At 58.7% G+C, this 12,170-nt stretch carries 8 protein-coding genes; 3 read left to right on the top strand and 5 right to left on the bottom strand.

What is annotated here, in order from left to right; genetic code table 11:
• Positions 1-45: 45 nt before the first annotated feature.
• The gene (locus NKI97_RS09475) at positions 46-768 is read right to left on the bottom strand and encodes a nucleotidyltransferase family protein (protein ID WP_023675619.1); all 723 of its coding nucleotides are present in this window, start codon (positions 766-768) and stop codon (positions 46-48) included.
• 511 nt (positions 769-1,279) lie between these two features.
• Here NKI97_RS09475 and NKI97_RS09470 point away from each other — a divergent pair.
• A complete protein-coding gene (locus NKI97_RS09470) occupies positions 1,280-1,957 on the top strand; it encodes a LuxR C-terminal-related transcriptional regulator (RefSeq protein ID WP_023675618.1) in 678 nt (225 codons plus the stop codon).
• A gap of 183 nt (positions 1,958-2,140) precedes the next feature.
• Here the strand turns inward: NKI97_RS09470 and NKI97_RS09465 are convergent, their stop codons facing one another.
• Positions 2,141-3,880: a sensor histidine kinase gene (locus NKI97_RS09465; RefSeq protein WP_352449678.1), complete on the bottom strand. Its 1,740-nt coding sequence runs from the start codon at positions 3,878-3,880 to the stop codon at positions 2,141-2,143.
• Between the two features lie 286 nt (positions 3,881-4,166).
• Here NKI97_RS09465 and NKI97_RS09460 point away from each other — a divergent pair, with 286 nt between their 5' ends.
• Entirely contained in the window at positions 4,167-4,874 is a 708-nt protein-coding gene (locus NKI97_RS09460; protein WP_352449679.1) for a helix-turn-helix transcriptional regulator, read from the top strand.
• 244 nt (positions 4,875-5,118) lie between these two features.
• Positions 5,119-6,231: an NAD-dependent epimerase gene (locus NKI97_RS09455; protein WP_352449680.1), complete on the top strand. Its 1,113-nt coding sequence runs from the start codon at positions 5,119-5,121 to the stop codon at positions 6,229-6,231.
• Positions 6,232-6,380: 149 nt separating this feature from the next.
• Here the strand turns inward: NKI97_RS09455 and NKI97_RS09450 are convergent, their stop codons facing one another.
• The 3 genes from NKI97_RS09450 to asnB are packed head-to-tail and all read right to left on the bottom strand — an operon-like array spanning position 6,381 to position 12,170.
• Positions 6,381-7,958 carry a lipopolysaccharide biosynthesis protein gene (locus tag NKI97_RS09450; RefSeq protein WP_023675614.1) on the bottom strand — a complete coding sequence of 526 codons (1,578 nt, stop codon included), beginning with the start codon at positions 7,956-7,958 and terminating at the stop codon, positions 6,381-6,383.
• Positions 7,955-10,171, bottom strand: a complete 2,217-nt coding sequence (locus NKI97_RS09445) for a GumC family protein (protein WP_352833718.1) — start codon at positions 10,169-10,171, stop codon at positions 7,955-7,957. The genes NKI97_RS09450 and NKI97_RS09445 overlap by 4 nt, the downstream gene beginning before the upstream one ends.
• Before the next feature lies 1 nt (position 10,172).
• Positions 10,173-12,170: an asparagine synthase (glutamine-hydrolyzing) gene (asnB, locus tag NKI97_RS09440; protein ID WP_352833715.1), complete on the bottom strand. Its 1,998-nt coding sequence runs from the start codon at positions 12,168-12,170 to the stop codon at positions 10,173-10,175.

Here is a 12,170-nt window from a genome sequence, read left to right as displayed (position 1 = left end):
CAACCTCCTAGACTGATAACTGTGGGAACCGGGCTCGTGACTTCATCATGCAGCCGTCGCAGTGACCTCGATCGAGGCCGACTGGTCTTCCCAGGAAATGGTCTGTGCGTTCTGAAAATCGTCGACGCGCCCGATATCGAGCCAGAGACCCTCATGTTTGTACACGTGCACGGTTGTGCCGTTCTGCATCATCTGCAGCATCAGGTCGTCGAACCCAAAGGGTATGCCGGATGGGATAAACTGCAGAACATCCGGGTTCATGCAGTAAATTCCCATGCTGACCAGATGCGAAAGCGTCGGCTTCTCGCGAAAGACCTGCACGGTATTGTCGACTTCGTCGATGACGCCGAAATCCATCTTGATCAGGCGACAGGCTGTTGCGATCGTCACTGGATCGGTGTGCTTACGGTGCGCTGCTACAAATCGACTGAGGCTTAGATCCGTGAGGACATCGCCATTGAGAACGATGAATGGCTCCGTCAGTTCATCCCTGATCAAAGACAGTGGCCCGATGGTGCCAAGCGGCTCCATCTCCTGCGTATATCGAATTTTCAGGTTCCACTGCGAGCCATCTCCACACACGGTGCGGATCAAGTGGCCGAGATACCCGGTTGTAATATAAACTTCCTGAATGCCGTTGCGTCGCAACCATTTCAGAAGCATCTCGAGAACCGGCCGTGCGCCGATCGGCATGAGCGGCTTCGGCAAGACCGAAGTGAAGGGGCGGAGGCGTGTTCCCATTCCTCCACATTGAATAACCGCTTTCATCCTGGTCCTCCCTTGTTCATTCGGCCTGAACGCTATCGTCACGGGCCGGCTATCCTGCCCTGGTCAGCACCCGGGAAACGCGTTCTTGTCCCCTCAGAAGAACCGGTGAGATTTCCCGTAGAAGACCGGTGAGATTTCTCCACTGTCCCCTGATCCGGACACTGCATCTGGATGGTATGTGGCCGTCAGGGTGGATGTCGTCGTGCATTCGAATGGTAACAATTCAGCCGTTTTGCTGTTCTATATCTTTAGACCTATAGCACTGCTGAACGGCCGGCCGGTCTGTCAGCTGTCCAAAAGGTCAGAACGTATGTTCGACGACGTTCGGCGGGTTTCGCTCACAAGGGGCAAAAAAAGAGGAGCGTTTCCCGTCATTTAAGATTATATTAGAAATCTGGCGTTTGCGGTGTTGGGGGTGCCGCAGCGTCGGCTGGATGAATCGACGAGTGGATGGCCACGACTTTCAGGCCATTACCGTTCAATCCATTCAGATTGGCGTTGGGGTAGTTCAATGTATCGAATCGTCATCGCCGACGATCACGGCTTGTATCGTCGCGGCTTGCGATTGGCACTGACCGCAGGCATTCCAGGTGTGGAGATCTTTGAAGCGTCTTGTTTCGACGCGGTGCTCAGTTTGCTGGCAGAGCAGTCGTTCGTGGATCTTGCGATCCTGGATCTGAATATGCCGGGCCTGTTCAATCAAGAAGTGCTCGGCGGGATCCTGTCTGCCTATCCGGACACGCGATTTGCGATCGTTTCCGGAAACGATTCACGCTCGGAAATACTCACGGCTCTGTCGATCGGGCTTCACGGCTACATCGTAAAATCGCAGACGGACGAAGAGGTTGTTTTGGCCGTCAATGAAATCCTCTCCGGCCGCATCTATGTTCCTGCACTTCTGTCACGCCCGGGAGCGACGCAAACAACCCACGCGCATACCCATTCCGACGACAAAGGCCCACAGAGGCGTACCGCTGGCGTCAACCTTGGCAGGCTGACTTCGAGGCAAAAGGAAGTCCTCAAGCTGATGGCGGAAGGCTATTCAAACAAGGAAATTGCGCGCGATCTGGAAATCGCAGAGGCGACCACGAAAATCCACGCTGCTGCGGTTCTGCGTGAATTGGGGGTACGCAATCGGACCGAGGCTGCCGTTATGCTGAAGACTTGGCTTTCGAGACATGCCAGCTAGAGCGCCGCGCGTCCTTTTGGACGTGCAAACGGCGTCCCAAGACTCCTCATGCATTTTACTGCATATCCCAAAGCCGCGGCGCAGCTTTGGGCCGAGGACATTCTTGGAAGGAACCCTGCGCATCTCAAAGGCCGCTCAGCGCGACCCGCCTTTAGATATCTGCTTTCCGATTGGAGCACTGCACTAAAATCCGATTTCCTTGCGTGACAGCCGCAGCGAATACCGCAACCCTTGGTCCGATATTTCCAGCCTGGGAGAGTGACCGACAAGCGGCGCTCCATCCACTCCGATTATCATGGAACCGAAGCCATGACGGACTACGCTTGAGGTCCTACGCCGCCCCGATTCCACCCACTCGAACACGATATCGCTGCCTGTTTCTTCAGGTGCGAACGTCCAGCTTACGTCGATCCGGCCTTTTGGATCGGCAAGCGCTCCGTATTTCATGGAATTGGTGGCAAGCTCGTGAACGATCATTGCAAAACTCTCGGCGGCGCCTCCCGACATCGCCACGGAAGGACCGCTGACCGATATCGCACGTGTTCCAATATATGGGTGCAATTCTTGCGCAACGAGATCGTTTATCGCCCCCGATACGCTGCCGTTGCGTGAAAGAAGCAGATGGGTTGCCTCGAGCGCGCGTATCCGGTCGATCAGCATTTCCTTGTATTTGGCGACGTTGTTTCCGGGAACATCGACCATTTTCACGAGCGCCGTGATCACCGCGAAAACGTTGCCGAATCTGTGACGCTGTTCGAGCATGATGCGCTCCCGCTTCTTTGCCGCGGCGCGCAGCAGCGTGGTTTGTCGTCTCTCGCTCAGGTCGGCAGCCACTCCAAGCCGCTGTCCACCATCATCATGTCTTTCCTCCCTTCCGCGCAGCGCAACCCAGCGGATATGTCCGTCCGGTCGGCGGACGCGTATCTCAACATCGTAATTCGTGACCGAGGGCGCGGCCTTTCTCGATGCCGCCAGCTTTGGCCAGTCCGCCGGATGAACGACAGCTGATAGCTCCTCCAAACTGCGGCTATTGGCCTGGGCCAGGCCGAGAATGTCCCAGAACGTGTCCGAGCCCGTGACTATTCCGTCTTTAAGGTCTATGCGCCACGTGGCCAAGCGTCCAGCAGACAGAGCGAGGTCCAGCCATTCCTTCTGGGCCCGAAGCGCTTCGTGAACAGCGCGTCGTTCCGAAATATCGTCGACCACCACGAAGATGCTCTCCGAGAGGCCACCCTCGGGCACGGACGAAGAAAGCGTTAGCCTGGCCCAGAATGCCGTACCGTCCTTTCGTGACAGACGCACCTCCGAAACGAACGAAGAAATGTCATTGCCCAACCTCGCCAGCAATTGCGCCAAGGTATCCCGGTCGTTCGGATGGGCGAGCGTATCGAGCTGCAATTGGGCAAGCTCCTCCTCCTTGTACCCGGTCATCTCACAAAGGCGTCTGTTGGACTGCAGCAACTCACCTTTCTTGTTGGTGTTCGCGAATCCCATGGCAGCACGTTCGAAGGCCCAACGATAGCGGCTTTCGGTCGCCTCGACGGCAGCGAGCCTGGCCTCCGCGACTTCCAGCAACTCACGCAAGTCCTGCCGCAGACGATGGAAGGTCATGGCAATCACGCCACCCGAAACCAGAAGCAGGATTGCGCGTGCCCAATCTCCACTTGAAATCTGATCGTGTCCTCGTGCCCACAGCCCGACAGCCACCATCAGAATGGTCGCAGCGAGCGCCGGTACACGGTCTTCGAGATAGGCGATAATAATAATAGCCGGAATAAATTCCAGAAAACTGGCGCCTTGCCCAATATAGGCTGACGATTTTATTTCAAATATCAGTGTGGCAGCTAACACCGATGCAGAGGCAATATGAGTTAGCAATCTGCCCGACGGGTTCGAATTCGACCTGCGCGACTGCGAGCTCATGGACACAGACTACAACCTTCTGACTAGCCCGTCGAGACTAGAGCAAAAAACGTACAGCTTAGTACCACTGCCGGATTGCCATACCGCTATCATAGCGCGCATTTTATCGGACGCAGCGGGGCCTAAGAGCTGCCTTAGAACTGTCGGATCATATTAAGTTTTCAAGGTGGTGATGAACGTATTATCCGTCAGCGCATAGAAGACTAGAATCCAGCTACACATAGAAGACTACATGAATCCCGAATATTTATTTCGGGCGTGTGAAACTTTGGGTTAGGGGTAGAAAATGAATCTGATCGATAGACAGGTCGATGCTTCGAGCAATCGGTACATTGTTACGAGGACCAAGTATGATTTTGAAGCGCGGAATACGCGGCCCTCTTCTGGTCACCTTCCCGATCGCGCATCGGATCCATTGGACGCAAGGTTCGGCGAACCAAAAGGCCGCAGTCTGGAATCCATAACCGGCGTGCTTGATCGCATTGGCTGTGGCTATCTCGTGCTGAATCGCGAAAGAAAAGTAGTCGAGTGGAACGCAGCCGCCCAAACCACGCTTGAGCGCCAGGGCGAAGCGGCCGACACGGCGAGCGGACTTACGGCCGCCCTAAGGCGGCTGATCGCGAATGTTCCGGGCCAATTCCTGCCGGGCTCGTTGTCTTGGGTGGTGATCCGCAGCAGGGGCGACCGACCGGTGATACTGAACGAGAACGGCGTTATCGCTCCCGACGGAACGAGCATTGTGGCGCTGCTGGATCGCGACAACAGGTCGGGGCCAAATCCTCGGACGCTGCAAAGAATGTTTGGCTTGACGAGCGCAGAAACGCACCTCGCCTTGCGCTTAGCCCAGGGCGACGCACCTTTGGAGATCGCTCGCAGCTGGCGTCTCAGCCGCACCACGATCCGTTCCCAGCTTGCCTCGCTGTTCGCCAAGACCGAAACAAAACGCCAGGCGGAACTGGTGGCTCTTCTTGGCCGTATTTCGGTCCTGCCGTAAGGCCGGCCACTTAGATCCAATCGCCGGACGTCGGCATCCGCCCGGGATTCAAACTACGCAAGTTGGCGTGTCATGACTTGGCAGGTCGTGCACCGCATTGCGCACTCCACTAGGTTCGATGCGCCAGCGTAAATATCGAAAGCCGCAATCCCGGACCGGCTATTCGGTACTGTCGAACGGATTCGAAAGGCGACAAGTGGACAACGATCTATGCAGCGATTCTGTCCTTGCCGCAGCGGAGAAGATGGAAATCGCTCGATCCCGTTCGGACCGCGCGGTGAAGAAACTTGCACGGACAGGACCGATCGTCGTCACCGGCGCCGCGGGCTTCATTGGTTTTCACGTGGCCTCACGGCTTTTGCGTCTTGGTGTCAAAGTCGTGGGCGTCGACAATTTCACGCCCTATTACGATCTGCGGCTCAAGGAAGCGCGGTTTGCACGCCTCTGTAGCGAGGCGAAATTCACGCCGGTACGAATGGATCTGGCGGATGCCGCGCGCGTTCAGTTGCTGTTTTCAAACGTTCGCCCCTCACATCTTGTCCATCTCGCGGCTCAGGCCGGCGTGCGTCATTCACTTGTTGACCCGCACGCCTATGTGCAATCGAATATAGTGGCGTTTCTCAACGTCCTTGAGGGCTGCCGGCATCATGGCGTCAGTCATCTCGTCTACGCCTCTTCGAGCTCCGTCTACGGCTTGAATCGAACCATACCGTTTTCCGAAAACCACGGCGCCGATCATCCCGTCAGCTTCTACGCCGCCACCAAGCGTTCGAACGAATTCATGGCGCATTCATACAGCCATTTGTTCGGCTTGCCCGTGACCGGACTGCGCTTCTTCACCGTTTATGGCCCTTGGGGCAGGCCCGACATGGCCGTCTACTTGTTCACGCGCGCGATCGTCGAGAGCAAACCAATTGAAGTAGCCAATGCCGGCCGCGTGTGGCGAGATTTCACCTATATCGACGATATCGCTGAGGGCGTGGTTCGAGCACTTGCTACACCGCCGCAGCCAGATCCGAATTGGGACCCTTGCACCGCCGACCCTGCCACAAGTTCCGCGCCGTATCGCGTCTACAATATCGGCAACGACCGGCCCGAGGAGATCAACCGGCTGATTTCGATCATCGAGACCGCTCTTGGCAGCCGGGCAGTTCGCGTGGATGTGCCGTTGCCGCCTGGCGACGTTCTGGAGACGCGTGCCGACGTCAGCGATCTTCGCCAGGCCGTCGGCTTCGCCCCGGCAACACCGCTAGAGGACGGAGTGCGACGCTTTGTCGAATGGTACCGGGACTTTCATGGAACGGATGCCGCGGCCAGCATACGGCAACAGACGTTGGTGAATGAGGCCACCGTGTAGGCCGCGGGCCCTGTCGGGCGATGATCTGCCACTCGGCGCGTAACGCGTCGGCCACAAAGCCGCTCTCGCCAGTCTCTATCCGACACAACCCTGGACTCGAAATTCCTGAACGCTGATGCCGTCGCGTATCGGGGCGCGACGGTCTCAAATCAGCGCAGGAACCAATGTCGCCGCTGGCCTTCGACTGCGTGCGTTCTGAACGATGTTAGCGCAAAGATCAGCCCAGGGATAATTTTCAGCCGTTTGCTGATGTAGATCGACATCGCCACATTCCAAATCGCCAACGCAAGCGCGAGGCCCACTGCGGCGCCCGGCGCGCCGTAGAGCGCAATTCCTGTGGCACAGCCTATGATACTGGCCGCAGCGCCGACGATCATGGTTGCGGCTGCCGCCCATTCGTTTCCGGTCATCATCAAGAGGAGCATCTGGGGTCCGCACAGCGCGACAAAGACATATCCGAGAATGAGTATCCGCGCGACGGGTGCCGCGGTACTGAAATCCCCGCCGAACCAGCTCAACAGAGGTTCAATAATCGCAAGCATCGGGATGGCCATCGTTAGAGCCCCACCAGAGGAAAGTAGGGCGGCCCGTGAAAACAGCTGCTGCAGAGCCAGCCGATCGCCTCGGGCATGAAGGGCAGCCGCTGTCGGCGCAAACATCGTAGAGACGGCAACCAGGGAAAGGCTCACAAGCAAGGCGACGTTCAATCCCAATGCGAAAATGCCTGCTTCGCGAATGTGATGCGTCCAGCCCAGCACCATGACTCCGGCCCGGCTGATGAAAACATCGAGCCCAGCCATGAGCATCATTGGCGGAACCGCGGACCACCATTCCCGCGACTCGTCGCCTGGCTGAACCTGCCGCAAGCCAGGCGGCTGAAATTTTGTCGCCATGACGAACACCAGGCCGACCGTGATGGCTGAACTTGCCAGCACCGCCTGCATCACCAAGGGTGCGTTGGGGGTCCATGATCCGGATAAGCCCGCCATTCCCAGCAACGTCAACAAGAGGCCGTCGCGCACTATGCGTTCCGGCAGGAGGGCCGAGACACCGCCGCCGAAAGCACGAACAAGTGTTGCGCCCAAAGCGTAGGCGGTGACCAAAGGCACTGCTGCCATGCCTAGCAGCTGGCTGATTTGAAGCTCCTTGTGAGAAGGATCTGAAAAGAAAAAGATCAAGGCGGCGCCAACGATGCCGAATAGTGTCGCCGCCGCCAGCGACCTCTGCAGAGCAAACCTGATTACGCCGTGTACCAGGTCAAGCCGCCCTTTGGCACTGTAGGCGGAGACGAAACGCAACAAGGATACATGGAAACCAAGCGTTGCAAGATAGGCAAGCACCGAGGTCCAGGCCAGAACATAGGAGTAGATGCCATAGCTGGTGGAGCCAACGATGCGCGCAATCAATAACTGCGCCAAGCTGGTCAAGCCCGCACCCCCGATATAGACCAAAAGAGCGAAGATGCTGGCATAGCCGAGACCCCGGCCCGTGTCCTCCTTGTGCGGCAAAACCATATTCGTTGGAGCAACGGAGGCCGCAGGGAAGCGGGCGAGCTTCGGATCGCTGAAATCGTCGATGTCTTTTGCGCCGGCGTCGCGCATTTCATCGCCTTGATCGCCTTTGGCCGCGGACCCTGCTCCGGACTGCGAGATCGTCGATATTATCTTCCGCTCGACAGGTCGAATGCCGTGGCGGTCGTTACGCGGAATCCCGCATGTGACATTCATGATGTTCTCTCGAGCAAGAGATCCGCGCTGTCCCCAAACCGGTAGCCGGCGTGTTTCCTAAGATTGACCTGCGTGAGAACGCTGCCTACGGGGACCTGAGCCGTCTCGTCCTCCGTCAGCAACTGCAGAACACCACGCGCGATGCTGCGACGCGTCCTGGCCCAGCGAACAGCGAAAAGAACCGCGTCAGCCCAGCCCGTCAGTAGCCTGGCCTCAGGTCCTCCAAGCCCCAGCGGTCCATTTATGATGACGATGCTGTACATCGAGCGCAGCTCATCTGTGACCAGGGACCCGTCGATCATGGACAGTTGCGGCAGCAGATCCTCTGATGGTGCGAGTGCCATGAAGTCGATTCCAATTTCAGGCATTCCCGTGACCGCGTCGTGCAGCGGACAACGGTCGCTCATATAGTCTCCAAAGGATTTATGTGGCTTGAACGCACCGAATTCGTTCAGAAACTCGTTCGTGAGGCGGGCGCCCGTGCCGTCAAGATCGAGAAAAAGCACTCGTCCCCCAAGTCGGGTAGCTGCCAAGGCGAGGCTCCATGCGAGCTCGGTCTTGCCATCATGCCGGACGCTGGACGTGACGAGGATGACGTGCGACGCACGGCCTCTCGCTTTGTTGAGAGCCACGGTGACAAGGAGAGAAGTGACGGCTCGGCTGTAGCTGCAGTTTTGCTGGCCGAGAACCAGCTGCTGTAGTCGTTTCGCGTGTATCGTGGGCGCTTCCGGTATCAGCCCCAGGCACGGAACCCCGAGCGCGGCTTCAGCTTCGGCCCCGCCGCGCAAGGTCTGATTGAGACGGCTGCGGACCAAGACGAAGACCCCGCCAATGAGGCCAAACACGATCATGCCGGGCGGAATAAGAAAGATGGGCGGCAGGGTTTTTGGATTCGTTGGCGGCCATGCCGCTGAAAGGATCGAGACCCCGGGCAAGGGAGTTGCGATGCGCTGCACCAGATCCTGTTGTTGGGTGAGAAGCTGGTTGTATCGCTGCGTCAGGATGCTGACCTGCGGCTCGAGCGCACGCAAGCCGGAAAGCCGGCCGGCTGTGTCGGCCACCACGGCATCGAGCACATTCTTACGGCCCTCCAGAGCAGCGATCTGGGCACGGTAGATGTTCCCCTCCGCCGCAATGCGAGCAGTGCCTTGTTCGATCTCGCCGTTGATCGCAGTGCTAAGGCCCGCATCCGCATTGTCGTTGGCTTGGCGGGCCGCCATGTCGGCCAATACCGGAGACCCGATCGCTTCGGCGAGCGCCGCCACCGATGCTCCTTCCTCTCGCAAAGCCTCGATGTGCTGAAGGCGAGATTCCGTCGCTGAGAGATCCGCTTTCGACAAGGATATCTGCTGACTAAGTTCGGCTGTCTCCTTGGCAGCGTTATCCGCCGCACCTTGATCGACCGCGCCATGGCTCAGTCGATACTTTTCCAGGCGGTCGGTCGCTTTCGCCAGGTCGCTTTGTACGACCGGCAGGCTGGCGACGATCGAGGCGAGTTCCAGCTTGTCTGACGCCCTGCGCTTCTGTGCGAGATCGTCGATGTATACTTGGACGAACGTATTGGCCACCAGGGCGGCTCGCGCCGGATCGTCGTCGGTGAAGCCGACGGTGATCACCCTTGATCTCAGTTCCTGTCCAACCCTCATGCCCTTCCGCAATGCCTTGAGTTCGGCTGCATCGGCCGCCTCCGGCCTGCCCTGCGGCCAAATCCTTTCTAGCAGACCAGCTGCGAAGGTGCGTATGTTCTGCAGGTTGCCGCCTACCGGGGCGGCGCGGGAATTTCCGACATCACCTTGCTCAGCAATGTTGCCGATCTTTGTCTCGCGTAGGGCTGCCACCAGGCGACGCAGATGCCCCTGCGAAGAGAGCATGGTTAAGTGGTCATCAATGCTCGCATCCAGCATCTCCTGAGCAGAATCCGCACCTCCGGGAGCCGCGTTCCTGCCAGGAGCATCGACAATCACCTGTGCGGTCGCCTCGAACAGGACAGGACGCACAAAACCCGCAAGCCCAGCCAACACTCCGCCCAAAATCACCATTGCAAGCAGGAACCATTTTCTCCTCGCGATGGTAATGAGGAGTTGATGGAAGGGGGTCTGCGCGTCGACCTGTTCGCGCAGGAATGGCCTCATGCGCGGATTGATCTCGCGCGTCGGCACGTGCATTTCAGTGGCGTGCGGAAGGTGAATTCGGCTGACTATGGAACCTTCCATCTCATACTCCTGTCAGTTCGAGCGCTGTGGACATGCCCGTTGCCGGCCCGGCGGACCGCCCGGCCTCGTTGCGCCAGGCCTGGAACATCAACGCGGGCCACAAATCGCGAGAATGATCCTGTCTTCCGTCAAGATGGTCGCGCCAGCAGGTTTCGACCTTCGCAAAGTCGAAGATCCCATCTCCGGAGAGGCGTATATCGGCGACTAGATCGCTGGCCCAGATGCGCAACGGGCCGCTCAGCCAGACTGCTATGGGAACATCGAAACCCTGCTTCGGCCGGTCGATCAGCCGTTGCGGAACATAGCGGCTAAGCAGCTGACGAAGAAGCCACTTGCCTTTGCCATTGCGGACCTTCGCATGTGCCGGCAGCCGCCAGGCGAATTCGACAACCCGATGGTCGAGAAGCGGGCACCGGCCTTCGAGGCTATTGGCCATGCTGGCGCGGTCCAACTTCACCAATATATCGTCGGGCAGGTAACCGGCCATGTCGTCGTACAAGAGACGGGACAGCAGGCCATCAAGCCGGGGGGACCCTTGAATTGATGTGGGCGGCGTGTGGAGTGCGAGGCTCCCGGTCGATGCTCCGGTCAGCCGTCGATGCAATTCGTCCTCATCTGGCGCAGCGAGCAGCCAAGCGAGGCGATGCAGCCGGTCGCTCCGCAGCGCGTGCCGTCCACTTGCCGAAAGCGGCAGCTTGCCGACGAAATCGTGACGCGCTGCACGGGCCAGCAATCCGACCCCTGCAGCAAGCGCGTGACGCAGCGGCGACGGCAGCGCATGCTGTCGTTTCAACCGCGCAGCCATGAAATGACGGGCGTAACCGGCGAAGCATTCATCGCCACCGTCGCCTGATAGGGCCACCGTAACGTGCTGGCGAGCGAGCCGCGCCACGAGCAAAGTCGGTATCTGCGATTCATCGGCGAACGGCTCATCCCAGATCCGCGGCAGTTCCGGAATGACTTCACGCGCAGCGGCTGCTGAAAGGTGGAGTTCAGTATGATCGGTGCCCAGGTGCCGCGCGACCTCCGCCGCGTGGGGAGCCTCATCAAACCCGCCTTCTCCGAAAGCGATCGTGAATGTGCGCACCGGTTTTGGCGATTGGGCCTGCATCAGCGCCACAACCGTGGAGCTGTCGAGGCCACCAGACAGAAAGGCACCCAGCGGCACATCGGCTATCATGCGTTCCCGGACGGCAAGTCGAAGCAGGTCGTCGAGTCCATCGGTCAGTTCTTCGTCGGTACCGGCGATTAGATTCTGTCGACCGTTCGCGGCGACTTCAGGCAGCGACCACCAGTGTCGGGCGCGTTGCGAAAGGGATGCGGCGCTGCGCGCCTCGGCAAAATCCGCCGCCGTCACAGACAGGACCGAGCCCGGAGGTAGCTTGAACACGCCTCGCCAGATGCAACAGTTACCCGGTACCCATCCCTTCGAAAGCATTGTCGCGGCCGCGTCGAGATCGAGCTCCTGACAGAAACCTGGAAAACGATGGATTGCCTTCAACTCGGAGGCAAAAACGAGCGCATCGCGCGTTGCAGCAACATAGAGCGGCTTCTTGCCCATTCGGTCGCGGGCGAGATGGAGGGTCCTGGTCTTTAGATCCCACAATCCAAATGCGAACATGCCAGCGAGGCGCGTGAGTGCGGTGTCGAGACCCCAGCTCTCGATTGCGCACAGCATCACTTCGGTATCGCTGGCGCCACGGAACCGATGGCCAGCGTCTTCAAGCTCGCGGCGCAGATCGCGGAAATTGTAGATCTCGCCGTTGAAGGTAATGGCATATCGGCCACTTGCCGAATGCATCGGCTGGCGTCCTGCTTCCGATAGGTCGACTATAGCCAAACGCCTGTGGCCGAAGGCAATGCCGGCTTCGCGATTGATCCAGAAGCCTTCGCCATCAGGCCCACGATGACGAAGGGCCGTCGTCATCTGGCCAATTGCCCTGAGCGGCTTGATGTTGGCGGCATCGGGTGCAAGGAGAATTCCGGTAATCCCACACAT

Source organism: Mesorhizobium sp. M0296 (assembly GCF_040321675.1).
GTDB lineage: Bacteria > Pseudomonadota > Alphaproteobacteria > Rhizobiales > Rhizobiaceae > Mesorhizobium.
The sequence above is the reverse complement of the archived record's forward strand: the minus strand, read 5'-3'. Positions and strand labels throughout refer to the sequence as shown.

Coding starts and splice junctions, on each gene's coding strand:
- NKI97_RS09475 (WP_023675619.1), bottom strand. CDS start 768: ATGAAAGCGGTTATTCAATGTGGAGGAATGGGAACACGCCTCCGCCCC.
- NKI97_RS09470 (WP_023675618.1), top strand. CDS start 1,280: ATGTATCGAATCGTCATCGCCGACGATCACGGCTTGTATCGTCGCGGC.
- NKI97_RS09465 (WP_352449678.1), bottom strand. CDS start 3,880: ATGAGCTCGCAGTCGCGCAGGTCGAATTCGAACCCGTCGGGCAGATTG.
- NKI97_RS09460 (WP_352449679.1), top strand. CDS start 4,167: ATGAATCTGATCGATAGACAGGTCGATGCTTCGAGCAATCGGTACATT.
- NKI97_RS09455 (WP_352449680.1), top strand. CDS start 5,119: ATGGAAATCGCTCGATCCCGTTCGGACCGCGCGGTGAAGAAACTTGCA.
- NKI97_RS09450 (WP_023675614.1), bottom strand. CDS start 7,958: ATGAATGTCACATGCGGGATTCCGCGTAACGACCGCCACGGCATTCGA.
- NKI97_RS09445 (WP_352833718.1), bottom strand. CDS start 10,171: ATGGAAGGTTCCATAGTCAGCCGAATTCACCTTCCGCACGCCACTGAA.
- asnB (WP_352833715.1), bottom strand. CDS start 12,170: ATGTGTGGGATTACCGGAATTCTCCTTGCACCCGATGCCGCCAACATC.